Annotated in this window: 13 protein-coding genes; 6 read left to right on the top strand and 7 right to left on the bottom strand. The window is 59.4% G+C overall.

The genetic code is table 11. From position 1 onward, the window contains the following. Positions 1-161 precede the first annotated feature (161 nt). The 3 genes from M2416_RS02110 (at position 162) to M2416_RS02120 (ending at position 4,271) form a co-directional block, all read left to right on the top strand. Positions 162-1,529 carry a dihydroorotase gene (locus tag M2416_RS02110; protein ID WP_259221830.1) on the top strand — a complete coding sequence of 456 codons (1,368 nt, stop codon included), beginning with the start codon at positions 162-164 and terminating at the stop codon, positions 1,527-1,529. Positions 1,530-1,542: 13 nt separating this feature from the next. Further along, on the top strand, positions 1,543-2,826 hold the full coding sequence (locus tag M2416_RS02115; RefSeq protein WP_259221831.1) for a Zn-dependent hydrolase: 1,284 nt from the start codon (positions 1,543-1,545) through the stop codon (positions 2,824-2,826). A gap of 203 nt (positions 2,827-3,029) precedes the next feature. After that, positions 3,030-4,271, top strand: a complete 1,242-nt coding sequence (locus M2416_RS02120) for an MFS transporter (RefSeq protein WP_041144930.1) — start codon at positions 3,030-3,032, stop codon at positions 4,269-4,271. 92 nt (positions 4,272-4,363) lie between these two features. Here the strand turns inward: M2416_RS02120 and phoH are convergent, their stop codons facing one another. From phoH to efeU, 4 genes are all read right to left on the bottom strand, one after another. Further along, entirely contained in the window at positions 4,364-5,152 is a 789-nt protein-coding gene (phoH, locus tag M2416_RS02125; protein ID WP_041144929.1) for a phosphate starvation-inducible protein PhoH, read from the bottom strand. A 509-nt stretch (positions 5,153-5,661) separates the two neighbouring features. Then, on the bottom strand, positions 5,662-6,945 hold the full coding sequence (gene efeB, locus M2416_RS02130) for an iron uptake transporter deferrochelatase/peroxidase subunit (protein WP_259221832.1): 1,284 nt from the start codon (positions 6,943-6,945) through the stop codon (positions 5,662-5,664). A gap of 4 nt (positions 6,946-6,949) precedes the next feature. Continuing rightward, on the bottom strand, positions 6,950-8,077 hold the full coding sequence (efeO, locus tag M2416_RS02135) for an iron uptake system protein EfeO (RefSeq protein WP_076945491.1): 1,128 nt from the start codon (positions 8,075-8,077) through the stop codon (positions 6,950-6,952). A 48-nt stretch (positions 8,078-8,125) separates the two neighbouring features. Next, the gene (gene efeU / locus M2416_RS02140; protein ID WP_076945168.1) at positions 8,126-8,965 is read right to left on the bottom strand and encodes an iron uptake transporter permease EfeU; all 840 of its coding nucleotides are present in this window, start codon (positions 8,963-8,965) and stop codon (positions 8,126-8,128) included. A 273-nt stretch (positions 8,966-9,238) separates the two neighbouring features. On the opposite strand from efeU, the gene M2416_RS02145 reads away from it, so the two are divergent. Further along, a complete protein-coding gene (locus M2416_RS02145) occupies positions 9,239-10,423 on the top strand; it encodes a NupC/NupG family nucleoside CNT transporter (protein ID WP_041144925.1) in 1,185 nt (394 codons plus the stop codon). A gap of 105 nt (positions 10,424-10,528) precedes the next feature. Here M2416_RS02145 and M2416_RS02150 read toward each other — a convergent pair whose 3' ends face one another. Next, entirely contained in the window at positions 10,529-10,963 is a 435-nt protein-coding gene (locus M2416_RS02150; RefSeq protein ID WP_259221833.1) for a DUF3574 domain-containing protein, read from the bottom strand. 147 nt (positions 10,964-11,110) lie between these two features. Beyond that, the gene (putP, locus tag M2416_RS02155; protein ID WP_041144923.1) at positions 11,111-12,619 is read right to left on the bottom strand and encodes a sodium/proline symporter PutP; all 1,509 of its coding nucleotides are present in this window, start codon (positions 12,617-12,619) and stop codon (positions 11,111-11,113) included. Between the two features lie 481 nt (positions 12,620-13,100). Here putP and putA point away from each other — a divergent pair, with 481 nt between their 5' ends. Next, positions 13,101-17,063: a trifunctional transcriptional regulator/proline dehydrogenase/L-glutamate gamma-semialdehyde dehydrogenase gene (gene putA / locus M2416_RS02160; RefSeq protein WP_259221834.1), complete on the top strand. Its 3,963-nt coding sequence runs from the start codon at positions 13,101-13,103 to the stop codon at positions 17,061-17,063. 136 nt (positions 17,064-17,199) lie between these two features. Next, positions 17,200-17,595 carry a lysozyme inhibitor LprI family protein gene (locus M2416_RS02165; RefSeq protein ID WP_259221835.1) on the top strand — a complete coding sequence of 132 codons (396 nt, stop codon included), beginning with the start codon at positions 17,200-17,202 and terminating at the stop codon, positions 17,593-17,595. On the opposite strand, the gene rutR is transcribed toward M2416_RS02165, so the two are convergent. Then, on the bottom strand, positions 17,592-18,230 hold the full coding sequence (rutR, locus tag M2416_RS02170) for an HTH-type transcriptional regulator RutR (protein WP_041144920.1): 639 nt from the start codon (positions 18,228-18,230) through the stop codon (positions 17,592-17,594). The genes M2416_RS02165 and rutR overlap by 4 nt on opposite strands. Positions 18,231-18,488 lie beyond the last annotated feature (258 nt).

An 18,488-nucleotide genomic window follows, 5' to 3' on the forward strand; every position in this document is an offset into this window, starting at 1 on the left:
AGGTTAACATAATGTTATGCAAGAGTGATAAATAAGCATAAGACATAATACGTACAGCCACCCTACACTAGACGCAGACTTTGGAAAAGAGGCTGATTATCCATCAGCCACATATGCATTTTTATGCAAAATTTTCGGTAAAAGTTATAAGGGTGTGCGTTATGAGTGTGCAGAAGAGATGGGACATAGTCGTAAAGGGCAATCTGGTTGATGCCGACGGCATCACACTCGACGGATGGCTGGCTATCGAGCAGGGAAAAATCGCTGCCACCGGCAGCGGCCCGCTGCCGCAGGCTGAAAAAGTTATCGATGCCAGCGGCAGGTGGGTTATTCCCGGAGTAATTGACGGTCAGGTACACTCCGGTAGTCAGGCCAATCAGGAGGGCCTCGGCTGGGCCTCACGCGCCGCCGCCGCCGGAGGCGTGACGGTGATGGTTGATATGCCTTATGACGATCCCGAGCCGGTCGCCAGCCGCGGCCAGCTGGACAATAAAATTGCCGAGGTCGAACGCGACTGCCACGTCGACGTGGCCCTGTTCGGCACGTTAAACCAAAAGCACGGCTTCGACGCGGCGGCGGGACTCATCGAGGGAGGGGTCTGCGCGTTTAAATTCTCGACGTTCGAAGCCACTCCCGGCCGTTTCCCTCGGGTCGAGGAGGACGATCTGCGGCATGCGTTCCAGCTGATCGCCCCGAGCGGCCTGGCCTGCGCGGTGCACAATCAGATGCAGGAAATGACGCGCAAAAACATCCAGCGCATGGTTGCTGAAAACGATACCGGCTGGGACGCGTTCCTGCGCGCGCATACGCCCCTGATCGAAGATCTGGCCACCTCGCAGCTGTATGAAATTGGCGCGGTTACCGGCGCCCGCGCCCATGCGGTCCACGTGTCAACCTCGCGCGGGTTTGAGATCTATAAAATGTACAAAAATGCCGGCTATCCGGTCTCAATCGAAACCTGCGTTCAGTATCTGATGCTTAACCATGAAGAGCACTCGTTCCGCCTGGGGGCAAAAACCAAACACTACCCGCCCATCCGGCCCAAATCTGAGTCCGAACGGCTGTGGGTGCATATCGCGCAGGGGGACTGCACGTTCGTCTCTTCCGACCACGTCAGCTGGGGGCTGGAGCGCAAAGGGGATGAGAACATTTTCAAAAACGCCTCCGGCGGACCGGGCCTCGAGACCTTGCTGCCTGCGCTGTGGACCGGCTGCGAACAGCATGGGATCTCGCCCACGACGGTCGTGCAACTGCTGTGCCGCAATCCGGCGCAGCACTTCCTTCTCGATGACCGCAAAGGGTCATTTACTGCGGGTAAAGATGCCGACTTCGTGATTCTGAACCGCGAAACCTATCGCTTCGATCCCGCCACCAGCCTGTCGGCGGTAACCTGGAGCTCGTTCGCCGACATGGAGTTTACGGTGCGCGTTGAGCAGACATGGTGCCGCGGCATGCCGGTATTTAACCACGGAAAAATCGTCAATCAGCCTGGTGACGGTCGATTCCTGCGCCCGCGCAGCGCCGCATAACGGAGACAACGCCATGACAAACATAAACGCTGAAAGACTAAAGGATCGCCCTCTCATCAACGCTTCCCGCCTGTGGGAAAACGCCAACACCCTAGCGACCATGACGCTACCGGGTACGCCCTGGACGCGCCGCGCCTTCACGCCGCTGTTCAGCGAGGGCCGCCAGTGGCTGCAGCAGAAAATGGAGCAGGCCGGGCTTAGCGTCACCCTCGACGCGGGCGGCAACCTGATCGGCCGGCGGGCAGGACGGCGCATGGATTTGGCGCCGATAACGATCGGCTCGCACAGCGATACGGTGGTTGGCGGCGGACGCTATGACGGCATTATCGGCGTCCTGGCCGGCATTGAGATCGCCTTAAGCCTGCAGGAACGGGATATACAGCTTGAGCATCCGCTGGAGGTGATCGACTTCCTCTCTGAAGAGCCGAGCGACTACGGCATCTCCTGCGTGGGCAGCCGCGCCTTTTGCGGCGCGCTCGATAGCGGCATGCTGGCGGCTAAAAACCATGCCGGGGAGACGCTGGCGGAGGCGATGCTGCGCGTTGGCGCTAAGCCGCAGCTATTAACCGCGCCGCTGCGCGGCCCGGGCGGCACGGCGGCGTATATTGAGCTGCACATTGAGCAAGGCCCGGTACTGGAAAACGCGGGCTTACCCATTGGCATCGTGACGCATATCGTGGGGATCCGCCGGGTGCGGATTATGGTTCACGGCCAGCCGGACCACTCTGGCACCACGCCGATGGATATCCGCCGCGATGCCCTGGTCGGCGCCGCGCAGGTGATAACCCGCGTCCATCAGCAGGCCAGCGCGCGAAGCGGCAACCCGCATTACGTGGTGGCGACGATTGGCCGCATCGCGATGACGCCGAATGTGCCTAACGCGGTTCCGGGCTGGGTTGAGCTGATGCTTGAGGTCCGCAGCGACAGCCAGCAGGTTCTCGACATTTTCCCGGAAGACATTATGCGGCTGTGCGCATCAGAGCTGGCGGCTCTGGGGCTGTCCGCAACGTTGGAGCACGTGAGCCGCGCCAGCCCAACGCCCTGCTCGGACGTTGTGATGCGGGCGATCGCCGCAGCCGCCGAGCACCTGCAGCTGGAATACCAGCGCCTGCCTAGCGGAGCCGGGCACGATGCGGTGTACGTCTCCCCTACCGGCCCGGTGGGGATGGTGTTTATTCCATGCCTCGGCGGGCGCAGCCACTGCCCGGAAGAGTCGATTACCGAACGGCAGCTGGCGGATGGCGCCGCGGTGATGGCGCAAACTCTGCTCAACCTGGACCACCAGCTGGCCGGCTAATGACCCCCACGCCCACTCAGAGGAGCGGCGCCGGTCGCTCCTCCCGCGATTCATCACTATTTCGTCTCGTTTATCGACGCGGCGGAGCATCTGACGATGCTCCAGCTTTGCTCGCGCCTCCTGACCCTGGGCCCCTCTTTGCAGTAGATTACGATCGCTGACAAATCTATACTTGGCGCACAATTTAATCCTAAGGCCTGGACATGACCTTCTCTTCCCCACAAAACAAACGCGGCGTGACGCCGGCTAAAGCCATGGTCGCGGCGATCAGCGGCTACGCAATGGATGGTTTCGACCTGCTGATCCTCGGCTTCATGCTGCCGGCAATCAGCGCTTCTCTGGCGCTCAGCACCTCTCAGGCGGGTTCTCTCGTCACCTGGACGCTCATTGGCGCGGTGCTGGGCGGGATCCTGTTCGGTCATCTCAGCGATCGCCTGGGGCGCATTCGCGTCCTGACCTTCACAATTTTGATGTTCTCCGTTTTTACCGGTCTTTGTGCGGTCGCCCAGGGCTATTGGGATCTGCTGGCCTATCGCACCCTGGCGGGCATGGGCCTCGGCGGCGAATTCGGTATCGGCATGGCGCTGATTGCCGAAGTCTGGCCCGCCCATAAGCGCAACCGGGCCTCGGCATGGGTCGGCATCGGCTGGCAGCTAGGAGTCCTGCTTGCCGCCTTTATCACCCCGCTGCTGCTGGACATCATCGGCTGGCGCGGAATGTTTCTGGTCGGCCTGCTGCCGGCGCTGGTCTCATTTGCCATCCGTCGCGGCATGGGCGAACCCGAGGCGTTTACCAAAGATAGCCGCGTCGCTGAGGAGATGTCGTTCACGGCGCGGATCAAGATGCTGTTTGCCGACAGAGCCACCTCGAAGGCCAGTATCGGCATTCTGATCCTGTGTTCGGTGCAGAATTTTGGCTACTACGGCCTGATGATCTGGATGCCGAGCTATCTCTCCTCCAGCTTTGGCTTCTCGCTGACCAAATCCGGGCTGTGGACGGCGGTCACCGTGGTGGGGATGACCTTCGGCATCTGGCTGTTTGGCGTGCTGGCGGATCGCTTCCCGCGCTGGAAAATCTTCCTTATATACCAGGTCGGCGCCGTGGTGATGGTCATTATCTACGCCCAGCTGCGCGACCCCGTCGTCATGCTGTTTACCGGGGCGCTGATGGGAATGTTCGTCAACGGGATGATCGGCGGCTACGGGGCGCTTATCTCCGATACCTACCCGCTGAAAGTGCGCGCCACCGCGCAGAACGTGCTGTTTAATCTGGGGCGCGGCGTCGGCGGATTTGGCCCGCTGGTGATTGGCCTGTTCGTCAGCCACTGGTCGTTTACCGCGGCGATCACCCTGCTGGCCCTGCTCTATCTGCTGGACATTTTCGCCACCCTGTACCTGCTGCCGAAAAATCAGGGCAGCGAAGATGCGCTGGGGGCGATTGGCTAAGCCACGCACCGCGTCGGCGACGGCGTCGGGATAGGCTCCGCGCAGAAAAAACAAAGCCCGGGTTTCCCCGGGCTTTGCACTAAATATAACCGCTAGTAGTAGGCTTTCAGCGCTCGCTGGCAGAGCATCGAGCGGACGCAGTCGTCGGTCGTAAAGCGGACAATACCAACCATCTCGTCTTCTTCAAAACGCGCCAGCGCATCGACCAGGCCAGACCTTACGCCAGAGGGTAAATCACACTGGGTAATGTCGCCGTTGACGATAACCGTCACGTTCTCCCCGAGGCGGGTCAAAAACATTTTCATTTGCGCAGCGGTCACGTTCTGAGCCTCGTCCAGAATCACAACCGCATTTTCAAATGTACGTCCACGCATATAGGCGAACGGCGCGATTTCCACCTTGCCGATTTCCGGACGCAGGCAGTATTGCATAAAGGAAGCGCCCAGCCTTCTCACCAGCACGTCATAAACGGGGCGGAAATAGGGGGCGAATTTCTCGGCGATATCTCCCGGTAAGAAGCCGAGGTCTTCATCGGCTTGCAGAACGGGACGGGTAACAATAATTCTGTCCACATCCTTATGGATCAGGGCTTCAGCTGCTTTTGCCGCGCTAATCCAGGTCTTCCCGCACCCGGCTTCACCGGTGGCAAAGATCAGCTGTTTATTGTCGATGGCATTCAAATAATGCACCTGAGCGTCATTGCGCGCTTCAATCGGCGATAAATCGCGGCTGTCCCGCGCCATGCCAATGGCTTCTACGCCACTCATTTGCACAAGCGATGTGACCGATTCTTCTTCGCGCTGCTTATGGCTGCGCGAATCCTGTCTCAGCACACGTTTGGCCTCACGACGAGCTTTGGTCACTGCTTTTTGTCTTCCCATGGATAGCACCTTGCGTTGTTGGTTTACATCACACGCGTCAATATCGACGCGATTATGCGCACGAACGATTGAGGTTTGGCTTCCTTTTAAGCCATTGCTTGCCTGTCGAATTGACAACGGGTCACGGCTACGCGCACCGCTCACCCGGTCTGGGTTCGGATGGTCTGTAGTGACTGGAGAAATATTAGGGGTGTGGGAATCGCGGCCGGAAGTGTGGCCCCCGTGCTGATGAGTACGGTAAGAAGTTTTACATTTTCCGTTACAGCAATCGGGCATTCGCGATCTCCATAGTGAAACGACATCACTGCCGGGAACTACCGCGTCTGTAATAAGTACATCAAAAATAATTCTTAATGCAACTTATTTTTCACATACAGACAACAAATAATTTTCATTGCAGCTCTGGAGAGTTTCCGACAATTAGATTACAGAAAAATAACACAAGGCAGGAAATACAAAAAAAGAATGGAAAAACAGCAGAAAACGCCCTGCCCTTGCGGGCAGGAACGTCAGGCTTCAAGCAGGGACTGCGCCAGGTAGTGCTGGCTATCCTTGACCCCCGGCAGCGCAAAGAAGTAACCGCCGCCGATCGGCTTGACGTACTCCTCCAGCGCTTCGCCGTTGAGACGCTTTTGCACCGTCAGGAAACCTTTTTCCAGATCGTGCTGATAGCAGACAAACAGCAGCCCCATATCCAGCTGCCCGGAGTTGGTCACCCCCAGCGAATAGCTATAGCCGCGGCGCATCATCAGGTTCGACTGCGTCTGCGGCGTGCGCGGGTTAGCCAGCCGAATGTGGCTATCGAGGGCGATAATATCGCCATCGGGATCCTTCGCGTAATCCGGCACGTCGTGCTCATGCTGCATCCCCAGCGGCGCGCCGCTGTGCTTGTCGCGGCCGAAAATCGTCTGCTGCTCTTTCAGCGGCGTACGATCCCAGAACTCAACGTGGAACTGGATAATGCGCGCCGCCTGATAGCTGCCGCCCGTCGCCCACGCCGGTTCTCCCTGCCCGGCGGTAACCCATACCACCTCGTCCATCAGCGCGCTGTCGGTGCTCACCGGGTTCGCCGTGCCGTCCTTAAAGCCCAGCAGGTTAACCGGCGTCTCCTTACCTTTGCTCCGCGCGGCGCTATCGGAGATAAAGCCCTCGCGCTTCCAGCGGACGCTCAGCAGATCCGGGGTATGCTTAATCACATCGCGCAGCGCGTGGATCACCGTATCCTGGGTGTTGGCGCAAATCTGTAGCAGCAGATCGCCGTGACAGAGCGCGGCATCCAGCGAATCGTTGGGAAAGCGCGTCATCTTCTGCAGCTTCTTCGGCGCGAGACTCGCTAAGCCATAGCGCTCGTCAAACAGCGAATGGCCGACCGAAACGGTCATCGTCAGGTTATCCGGGGCGATCCACGGCCCGAGAATGCCCGAGTCCATCGGCGGCAGGCGCGGATTCGGTGTATCCGGCGCCGGCCCGCCCTTGGTCAGGAAGGCAATACGCTGGGTCAGCAGACGAAACAGCCGCTCGAGGTCGGCCTTATCGCTGGCCAGCACGTCGAAGGCCACCAGCATCATCGCGGTTTGCTGCGGGGTGAGGATCCCCGCCTGGTGCAGGCCATAAAAGGGCTGCTCCTCCATACGCGCGTTGGGCGACAGCGTGCCCGGCGAGCTGGTGCTTTTGGCCGCATGCGCAACCGGACAGCCGCCGGCGATGGCCAGCGCGCCGCCTAGCGCACCGATCCCTTTTAATAACCGCCGACGTGACGGTTCATTCACCTCGAATTGCTTCTGCTCTGCCATTGCTTTAGTCCAGACCCAGGATCCCGCGCAGCTGAGCCAGATCTTCCGCCAGGGTGGTGATCGGGCCTTTCAGCGCGTTACGATCCGCATCGGTCAGCTTGTCATAGGTCTCATAGCCGTCTTTGGTGCGGTATTTCGCGAGGATCGCGTCAACTTTCTTGAAGTTAGCGTCAACTTTCGCCAGCAGCGCGGCGTTCTCTTTCTGCAACTGCGGACGCAGCAGGTCGACAATTTTCTGCGCGCCGTCAACGTTGGCCTGGAAGTCCCACAGGTCGGTGTGGCTGTAGCGATCTTCTTCGCCGCTGATTTTGCTGGCGGCCACTTCTTCAATCAGGCCCGCGGCGCCGCCCACCACTTTAGACGGCGGGAACGCCAGCTCGCTGATGCGTTTTTGCAGCTCCAGCACGTCGGTATTCAGACGGTCGGCGTAGCTCTCCATGCCCTTGGTGCTGTTGTCGCCAAACAGGGCTTTTTCCAGACGGTGGAAGCCGGTGAATTTCGGATCTTCCGCCTTCTTCTCGTAGTCGTCTTCACGGGCATCAATGCTGCCGTCAAGATCGGAGAACAGCTCGGCGATCGGTTCGATGCGCTCGTAGTGCTGACGCGTCGGGGCATACAGCGCTTTCGCTTTTTCGATATCGCCCGCTTTCACCGCGTCGGTGAAGGCCTTCGTGCCGCTAACCAGCTGGGCGGTTTGTGCCGTGACGTAGGCTTTATAGGCGGTAATCGCTTCGCCGAGGCTCAGCAGCGCGTCGGCTTTCGCCGCGTCTTTGGTGGCCGCGCCGGTGACAATCAGCTTCCCTTTCGGGTTAGTCAGCAGGCCGCAGGTCATATCGTATTCGCCCGGCTGCAGGTTAGCCGTCAGCTTTTGCGTAAAGCCCGGCGCAATGTTTTCGCGCTCTTCCACGACCATCACGCCTTTAAGGATCTCCCACTCCAGCGCCTTCTGACTGTGGTTCTGAATGATGAACTGCGTTTTACCCGCTTTCACGGTCACGTTCATCGGTTCACACTGCTTGTCATTAACGGTCACTTTTACCTGCGGAATATCCGCAGCCTGGGCGCAAAAGGCGGAGCTGAACAACGCTGCGACGGCAAGCTGCAGCGCATTACGGCGAAAATGAGTCATCATGATCATCCCTTTCGGTAAGTATGTGGTAACGATATATCCTGCGGCGCCCTACTTAAGCGGAGCGGTACGCGAGGCTGCTGGATTGCTACGCGGCGGCAGCGCAAACAGCACCAGCGCCGGAATCAAATAGATAAAGTACACCGCCACTTCGCTGACGGTCGGCGCTTCCTGATAGCCGAAGATGCCTTCAAGCAGCGTACCGAACAGGCTGTGCGTCGACAGCACGCCGCTCAGATCGAACGCCACGTCCTGGAAGTGGTTCCACAGCCCGGCCTCGTGAAAGGCGCGAATGGCGCCGGCGGCAAGGCCCGCGGCGACCAGCAGGATGAACAGGCTGGTCCACTTGAAGAAGGCGCCGAGATTAAGGCGGATACCGCCCCAGTACAGCAGGAAACCGAGGACGACGGCGGTGGCTAGGCCAAGTATCGCGCCCAGCGGCGGCCAGATACCGACATCCTGCTGGAACGCCGCCAGCAGGAAAAATACCGACTCCAGGCCTTCGCGCGCCACGGCAAAAAAGACCATCATCACCAGCGCCCAGCCGTGGTTGTTACCGCGCTGCAGGGCGTTATCCACCGCCTGCTCCAGCTGCTGCTTCACGTTGCGCGACACCTTGCGCATCCAGAACACCATCCAGGTCAGGATAAAGACCGCCACCAGCGCCACGATGCCCTCAAACAGCTCCTGTTCACGCTGCGGGAATTCGCCGGTTGTTTCGTTGATAAAGATCCCCAGGCCGAGGCACAGCGCCGCCGCGAGGATGACCCCAATCCACATTACGCCAATCCAGTTTCCGCGCTGAGTGCGTTTCAGATAGCTGGCGATCAGGCTGACAATCAGCGCTGCTTCCAGGCCTTCACGTAACATGATGAGAAATGGAACAAACATGCCGACATCCTTAAATGTGAGCCGCGGTCAACGGATGCAAAGATAGGTAAATATTTCTGATAGTGATTATCATTACAATAATCAGAAACACAAGTGAAATGTGTAGAGAATGATGACGAGTTGTAAATTAATCGCTGGAAAATAATTACTTAGGCAATTATTCGCCTGCGCCTGCGGCAGCGAACAGGATCGCCGGTTTTTTCGCAGCAGATATTTACCGGAGGTAGCGGCTGTGGCTAAATAGCGGCCTTATTTACCTGCGAAAAGAATAATATGACTCAGTTTTTACACTTCCTGCTGGCGCTGGTGGTTATCCTCGGCCTTGCCTGGCTTGCCAGCTATGACCGACAAAAAATCCGCTTTCGCTATATTATCCAGTTAATTGTTATTGAAATCGCCCTGGCTTTCTTTTTTCTCCACGCCGAAAGCGGCCTGTGGATAGTTAAAAATATCTCCGGCTTTTTCACCTCATTACTCGGCTTTGCCGCTGAGGGCACCAACTTTGTATTTGGCGGCATGAGTGAAAAAGGCCTGGCCTTTATTTTCCTCGGCGTGCTGTGCCCGATTGTCTTTATCTCCGCGCTGATTGGTATTCTCCAGCACTGGCGCATTCTGCCCATTTTTATTCGCGTCATCGGCACCCTACTGTCAAAAGTCAACGGCATGGGCAAGCTCGAGTCCTTTAACGCCGTCAGCTCGCTGATCCTCGGACAGTCGGAAAACTTCATTGCCTATAAGGGCGTGCTCGGCGATCTCTCCTCTCGCCGGCTGTTCACCATGGCCGCCACCGCGATGTCGACGGTGTCGCTGTCGATTGTCGGCGCCTATATGAGTATGCTGGACGCGAAATACGTCGTCGCGGCGCTGATCCTCAATATGTTCAGCACCTTTATTGTGCTGTCCATTATTAACCCGACGCGACCGGGCAGCGAAGAAGAGATTAAGCTGGAGAAGCTGCATGAGTCGCAGAGCTTCTTTGAAATGCTCGGCGAATATATTCTGGCTGGCTTCAAGGTGGCGATGATTATTCTGGCAATGCTGATGGGCTTTATTGCCTTAATCAGCGCCGTTAACGCCCTCTTCGCTACCGTATTTGGCCTCAGCTTCCAGCAGATTCTGGGCTACGTCTTTTACCCGCTGGCGTGGCTGATCGGTATTCCGCTCAGCGATGCGCTGAACGCCGGGAGCATTATGGCGACCAAGCTGGTGGCCAACGAATTTGTCGCCATGATCGAGTTGCAGAAAATTGCCGCCGGCATGACGCCGCGGGGGCTGGGCATTCTGTCGGTCTTCCTGGTCTCTTTTGCTAACTTTGCCTCGATTGGCATTATCGCCGGCGCCATTAAGGGGCTTAACGAGCCGCAGGGCAACATTGTTTCCCGCTTCGGCCTGCGCCTGGTCTACGGCGCGACGCTGGTCAGCCTGCTCTCCGCCAGCTTCGCCGGTCTGGTGCTGTAAGCGCGAGCTTGCGCCGCGAATATCGCCGCAATATCGCCGCAATTAAGGCGGGGCATCGCCCCGCCTTTTCTTAAGCAAAAAGCCTTATTCAGCAATAACGCTTATTTAGAAATGAACGCAAACCTGGCCATCGACGCGCATCACTGACTCCTGGGCGAAGCGCGACTTATAGATCGTGCGCAGCGCCTCAATCCCCTCTTCGCTCTTCGCATCTTTCCCGTGGATCAGCATCAGCGCCTTGCTCTGCTCGCGCGCCACGCTCCCGTCGTTACCCAGCCACTGGCCCCGGGCGTCAAACGCCGTCAGGCCGTCGCGAAAGCGCGGGGTGACGTCACGGTCAACAAACTGCTGCCACTCCGCGGGGGTGATATCTTTACCCGCCGGACGGCTGAGGCCAAAGTACAGCGTGGTCTGCTCCATGGCATTGTCCGCCGGGCAGGCGCCGGTAGCCGGCGCTGAAACGGTCGTTTTGGCCGGCGCCACGCAGCCGCCAAGCAGCCCTGCCAGCACCAGCGCCATTGCACCCTGTTTGAAACTCATATTGCTATCCTCATTGTTATTTGTGCTCAGATATCAGCGTATTTTCAGAGAATTAGCAAGAGGGTTCCCGTCGCTCTCGGTCCGGCTGCGGCGAACCGCGGAGACAAAAAAGCCCGCCGGAGGCGGGCTTTAGCAGAAAGCCTGTGCTTACTCTGCGGTCGCGCGGACCGGCGGCGCGGAGTGATAGTGGGCGTCGGCCTCGGCAAAACGCTGCTGCATGGATGCCGAAGGCGCTTTGCTCAGCAGGCTGAAGACCACAATCCCGAGGCTGCCAAAGATGAAGCCAGGGATGATTTCGTACAGGCCTAGCCAGCCAAACTGTTTCCAGACGATAACGGTCAGCGCGCCGATAACCATGCCGGCCAGCGCGCCGTTGCGGGTCATGCGTGACCACATAACGGAGAACAGCACCACCGGACCGAAGGCCGCACCGAAGCCCGCCCACGCGTAGCTCACCAGGCCCAGCACGCGGTTGTCCGGATTGGCCGCCAGCGCGATAGCAATCAGCGCCACCACCAGCACCATCATCCGACCCACCCACACCAGCTCTTTCTGCCCGGCGTTCTTGCGCAGGAAGGCCTTATACAAATCCTCGGTGATCGCGCTGGAACAGACCAGCAGCTGGCAGCTCAGGGTTGACATCACCGCCGCCAGAATCGCCGACAGCAGGATACCGGCAATCCACGGGTTAAACAGGATTTGCGCCAGTTCAATAAACACGCGCTCGGAGTTCTGATTTACCGCCCCGGCCAGCGCCGGGTTGTTGTTAAACCACGCGATGCCGAAGAAGCCAACCGCCACGGCGCCCGCCAGGCAGAAGATCATCCAGGTCATGCTGATACGGCGAGCGTGGACGATGCTGTGATGGGAGTCCGCCGCCATAAAGCGAGCCAGAATATGCGGTTGACCAAAGTAGCCCAGCCCCCAGCCCATCAGCGAGATAATGGCGACGAAATTAAGCCCCTTCAGCATATCGACGTTTTCAATGCTCTTTTGCTTAATCACCTCCAGCGAATCGCCGAAGCCGCCGACGGAAATAATCACCATCACCGGCGTCAGGATCAGCGCGAAAATCATCAGGCTGGCCTGCACGGTATCGGTCCAGCTTACCGCGAGGAATCCGCCGACGAAGGTATAAATAATCGTCGCGGCAGCACCGGCCCACAGCGCCGTTTCGTAGCTCATGCCAAAGGTGCTTTCAAACAGACGCGCGCCGGCAACGATGCCGGAGGCACAATAAATAGTGAAGAACAGCAAAATAACCAGCGCGGAGATAATACGCAGCACTCGGCTTTTATCTTCAAAGCGGCCGGTGAAATAGTCCGGCAGGGTCAGCGCGTTATTATTCACCTCGGTATGAACGCGCAGGCGACCGGCTACCAGCTTCCAGTTAACCCACGCCCCCAGCGTCAGGCCGATGGCAATCCAGCTCTCGGAAATACCGGAAAGAAATATGGCTCCCGGCAGCCCCATCAGCAGCCAGCCGCTCATATCCGAGGCTCCAGCGGACAGCGCGGTCACAAAGGGACCGAGGCTACGGCCACCGAGAATATAATCATCGAAGTTCTTCGTCGAACGCCAGGCAATAAACCCGATCAGTACCATGCCAAATATATAAATAGTAAAAGTCACCAACATCGGGGTGCTAATAGCCATGCAAATCTCCAGATTTTTTGTCGACAGCGTCCAGATTTGTCGTTTTATTCCACTACCGGAACGGGGTAATGGCACAATGGTTGTATTGGGCGACCGTATCCTGACGGAAGCTGCGGTTTTTCACAAACGATTTAACACAGCATTTACACTAATTCCGCCAATGACCAAACCTCATTTTGTTATAGGTTGCACTTCCTCACGTTTTTATTGGTTGCACCTGGTAAAACTGTTAACTGACGCAGGTAAATACGCCTTTAAATAAAGGTTAAATTACCGCTAATCCCATCATTAAATTTAACAACAAAAGCATTTTTCAGCCTGTCCCACAAGTTGCGATTAACAAGGTTGCACAAAGTTGCAACATAGTAGATATTCCTACGCAACCGCATAACCGCACAGAAGCTCAGCTCGCCGAATCATGCCGCCACAATACGGGTCGGGTCATGGATGAAGCGAATGACCAATAACAGGAGTTCATGACATGGGCACCACCACCATGGGCGTTAAACTTGACGAAGCTACGCGCGAACGCATCAAGTCCGCCGCCAGCCGTATCGACCGCACGCCGCACTGGCTAATTAAGCAGGCGATTTTCAACTATCTGGAAAAGCTGGAGAATGATGAATCGCTGCCCGAGCTTCCGGCGCTGCTCTCCGGCGCGGCCAACGAAAGCGACGAAGCGGGTCCGCTGAGCGAAGAGCCGTACCAGCCGTTCCTTGAATTTGCCGAGCAGATCCTGCCGCAGTCGGTGGCGCGGGCGGACATTACCGCCGCTTATCGCCGCGCCGAAACCGACGCCGTGCCGATGCTCCTCGAGCAGGCCCGCCTGCCGCAGGCGCTGGGCGAACAGGCGCACAAGCTCGCCTGGACGCTGGCGGAAAAGCTGCGCAATCAAAAAAACGCCAGCGGGCGCGCCGGGATGGTGCAGAGCCTGCTGCAGGAGTTCTCCCTCTCTTCGCAGGAGGGCGTGGCGCTGATGTGCCTCGCGGAGGCGCTGCTGCGTATTCCGGATAAAGCCACCCGCGACGCCCTGATCCGCGACAAGATCAGCAACGGTAACTGGCAGTCGCATATCGGCCGCAGCCCGTCGCTGTTCGTTAACGCCGCCACCTGGGGGCTGCTGTTTACCGGCAAGCTGGTCTCCACCCACAATGAAACCAGCCTGTCGCGCTCGCTGAACCGCATCATTGGCAAAAGCGGCGAACCGCTGATCCGCAAAGGCGTCGATATGGCGATGCGCCTGATGGGCGAACAGTTCGTCACCGGCGAAACCATCGCCGAAGCGCTGGCCAACGCCCGCAAGCTCGAAGAGAAAGGCTTCCGCTACTCCTACGATATGCTCGGGGAAGCGGCGCTTACCGCCGCCGACGCCCAGGCCTATATGGTCTCCTATCAGCAGGCCATTCACGCGATCGGCAAAGCCTCCAACGGCCGCGGCATCTATGAAGGGCCGGGGATCTCCATCAAGCTTTCCGCCCTGCATCCGCGCTACAGCCGCGCGCAGTACGATCGGGTGATGGATGAGCTCTATCCGCGCCTGAAGTCGCTGACCCTGCTGGCGCGCCAGTACGATATCGGCCTTAACATCGACGCCGAAGAGGCCGATCGCCTGGAGATCTCTCTCGACCTGCTGGAGAAGCTGTGCTTTGAGCCAGAGCTGGCGGGCTGGAACGGGATCGGCTTCGTTATTCAGGCCTATCAGAAGCGCTGTCCGTTCGTGATCGACTCGCTGATCGATCTCGCCACCCGCAGCCGCCGCCGTCTGATGATCCGCCTGGTCAAGGGCGCCTACTGGGACAGTGAAATCAAGCGCGCGCAGATGGACGGCCTGGAAGGCTACCCGGTTTATACCCGCAAGGTTTACACCGACGTCTCCTATCTCGCCTGCGCGAAAAAGCTGCTGACGGTACCGAGCCTGATTTACCCGCAGTTCGCCACCCACAACGCCCATACCCTGGCGGCCATTTACCAGTTGGCGGGGCAGAACTATTACCCGGGTCAGTACGAGTTCCAGTGCCTGCACGGCATGGGCGAGCCGCTGTATGAGCAGGTGGTAGGCAAAGTGGCCGACGGCAAGCTCAACCGACCGTGCCGAATCTATGCCCCGGTCGGCACCCATGAAACCCTGCTGGCCTACCTGGTACGCCGCCTGCTGGAGAACGGCGCCAACACCTCCTTCGTCAACCGCATCGCCGATACCAGCCTGCCGCTTGACGAACTGGTCGCCGACCCGGTCAGCGCGGTCGAGAAGCTGGCGCAGCAGGAGGGCCAGGCCGGCCTGCCGCATCCGAAAATTCCGCTGCCACGCGACCTCTATGGTCAGGGCCGCAGCAACTCCGCGGGGCTGGATCTGGCGAACGAGCACCGCCTCGCCTCCCTCTCCTCCTCTTTACTCAACAGCGCCCTGCACAAGTGGCAGGCCCTGCCGATGCTGGAGCATCCGGCTGCCGAAGGCGAGCTCCAGGCGATCGTTAACCCTGCCGAGCCGAAGGATATCGTCGGTCACGTACGCGAAGCCAGCGACGAAGAGGTACAGCAGGCGCTGACCAGCGCGGTCAGCTGCGCGCCGATCTGGTTCGCCACCCCGCCGCAGGAGCGTGCGGCCATCCTCGAACGCGCGGCGATCCTGATGGAAGGCCAAACGCAGACGCTGATCGGGATTCTGGTGCGCGAAGCGGGTAAAACCTTCAGCAACGCCATCGCCGAAGTTCGCGAAGCGGTCGACTTCCTGCACTACTACGCCGGCCAGGTTCGCGACGACTTTGATAATGAAACCCACCGTCCGCTGGGGCCGGTGGTGTGCATCAGCCCGTGGAACTTCCCGCTGGCGATCTTCACCGGGCAAATTGCCGCCGCGCTGGCCGCAGGCAACAGCGTGCTGGCGAAACCCGCCGAGCAGACGCCGCTGATCGCCGCTCAGGGCGTAGCGATTCTGCTGGAGGCCGGCGTCCCGCCGGGCGTTATCCAGCTGCTGCCGGGCCGCGGGGAAACCGTTGGCGCCGCGCTCACCGGCGACCACCGCGTGCGCGGGGTGATGTTTACCGGCTCCACCGAGGTCGCGACGCTGCTGCAGCGCAATATCGCCAGCCGCCTTGATGCCCAGGGGCGTCCGACGCCGCTGATCGCTGAAACCGGCGGCATGAACGCGATGATCGTCGACTCGTCGGCGCTGTCCGAGCAGGTGGTGGTCGACGTGCTGGCCTCCGCCTTCGACAGCGCCGGCCAGCGCTGCTCCGCGCTGCGGGTGCTGTGCCTGCAGGAGGAGATTGCCGACCATACGCTGACCATGCTGCGCGGCGCGATGGGCGAATGCCGGATGGGCAACCCTGGCCGTCTGACCACCGATATCGGGCCGGTGATTGATGCCGAAGCGAAAGAGAATATCGAGCGCCACATTCAGACGCTACGCGCCAAGGGGCGCAACGTCTTCCAGGCGGTGCGCGAGAACAGCGACGACGCGCGCGAATGGCAGAGCGGAACCTTCGTTCCGCCGACGCTTATCGAGCTCGACAGCTTTGACGAGCTGAAAAAAGAGGTCTTTGGCCCGGTTCTGCACGTGGTGCGCTACAACCGCAACGCGCTGGATCGGCTGGTTGAGCAGATCAACGCTTCCGGCTACGGCCTGACGCTCGGGGTCCATACCCGCATCGACGAAACCATTGCCCAGGTCACCGGCAGCGCAAAAGTCGGCAACCTGTACGTCAACCGTAATATGGTCGGCGCGGTGGTTGGCGTTCAGCCGTTTGGCGGCGAAGGCCTGTCGGGCACCGGTCCGAAAGCGGGCGGCCCGCTGTATCTGTACCGCCTGCTCTCAAGCCGTCCGCAGAACGCCGTCGGTGCAACCCTCGCCCGCCAGGACGCTGAACGTCCGCTGGACGCCCAGCTGAAAACCCTGCTGGAAAAACCGCTGGTTGCCCTACAGCAGTGGGCCACAGGCCGGCCGGAGCTGCAGGCGCTGTGCCAGCAGTATAGCGAACAGGCGCAGGCCGGCACCCAGCGCCTGCTGCCAGGGCCAACCGGCGAGCGCAACACCCTGACCTTTATCCCCCGCGACCGCGTGCTGTGCGTGGCGGATAATGAACAGGATGCGCTGACCCAGCTGGCGGCGGTTGCCGCCGTCGGCTGCGAGATCCTGTGGCCGGACAACGCCCTGCATCGCGAACTGGCGAAGAAGCTGCCGCGCGAAGTCAGCGAGCGCATCCACTTCGCCAAAGAGGCCGATCTCACCGCCCAGTCCTTCGACGCGGTGATTTACCACGGCGACTCCGATCAGCTGCGCGCGCTGTGCGAGCAGGTGGCGGCGCGGGACGGGGCGATTGTTTCGGTACAGGGATTCGCCCGCGGCGAAACCAACCTGCTGCTCGAGCGCCTCTATATCGAGCGCTCGCTGAGCGTCAATACCGCGGCGGCGGGCGGCAACGCCAGCCTGATGACCATCGGCTAAGGCCGATTCCCGCAGGCGGCGTCGGGCAAAACCGTAGCCCGCCGCCGGGGGATCGCAGACCAGATGACAGCAGGCCAAAGCTGTGGTTAATTAAGGCTCCCGGACGGGGGCCTTTTTTATGTATGGGAGTGGAACAATGAAACGCACTTTACTCGCACTTGCCGCCCTGTTAGCAAGCGGGCAGGCGCTGGCGGACGAATGCGCCAACGCCAACAATCAAATGGAGATGAACCAGTGCACGGCGGCGCAGTATCAGGCGGCCGACGGCAAGCTCAACCAGACCTACCAGCAGGCCCTGAAGCGTGCCTCAGCCAGCCAGCAGGCGCTGCTGAAAAAATCCCAGCTGGCGTGGATCGCGCTGCGCGACGCCGACTGCGCGTTTTTGGCCTCCGGAGCCGAAGGCGGCAGCATCCAGCCGATGCTCGTCAACCAGTGCATGGCGGACAAAACCGTGGAGCGGGAATCGTACCTCTCCTCGCTGCTGCAGTGCGAAGATGGCGATCAGAGCTGCCCGCTGCCGCCGGCCAACTAGCGTACCCGGATCCCTTCAACGATCATCCGCTGAACGTTTTCCACGGTCTGCTGAAAGAACGCTTCATCACGCAGCGTTGCGCCGGTCACCGCCTCAATCTGGGTGGCAAAATCGGCGTAATGCTGCGTGGTGGCCCAGATCATAAAGATCAGGTGCTGGGGATCGACCGGCGCCAGCTTGCCGCTTTCAACCCAGCCGGAAACGATCGCCGACTTTTCATCCACCAGCGCTTTCAGATCGCCGGTCAGCTCCCCCATCAGCAGCGGCGCGCCCTGCAGCATCTCGAGGCAGAACAGCTTTGACGCCTGCGGATGGTCGCGGGAGACCTCCAGCTTCAGGCGAATGTACTCGCGGATCGCCACCAGCGGGCTGATATCTTCGCGAAAGGCCTTCAGCGGTGCCAGCCAGATGGTGAGGATCTGCTGCAAAACGGCAACGTACAGCGCCTCTTTCGACGGGTAGTAGTAAAGCAAATTGGTTTTCGATACCCCGGACAGCTCCGCAACCTGCTCGAGCCGCGTGCCGTGAATGCCAAATTGCGAAAACGCGTCCAGCGCGGCGGCGAGGATAGCCTCTTTCTTTGCGCTCACCGCCAGCGAACGCTTGCCGCTTTTTTTCTCGGCGCCCTGTGCCATTTGTTATCTCCTTGTTTCACCGCCATCAGCATAGCAAAAGCCCATCGCCGACACGACCTCCTGCACCCCAATTGCGCATGACTGCCGTTTTTTCGTGCACCGATTTTGACCATTTAGTCTACTTTTTCAGAGCTCACATCCGGCAACCATTAAGCAACACATTAATAACATTGGCTTTTGTAAAACTGGCATCGTCTTTGCTTTATCAGATTAGCGAGGTGGCTCAGGAAGATGCAGGATGCAGCGCCGCACGCCTTC

This window comes from Klebsiella sp. BIGb0132, from assembly GCF_024810075.1.
Lineage (GTDB): Bacteria > Pseudomonadota > Gammaproteobacteria > Enterobacterales > Enterobacteriaceae > Klebsiella > Klebsiella terrigena.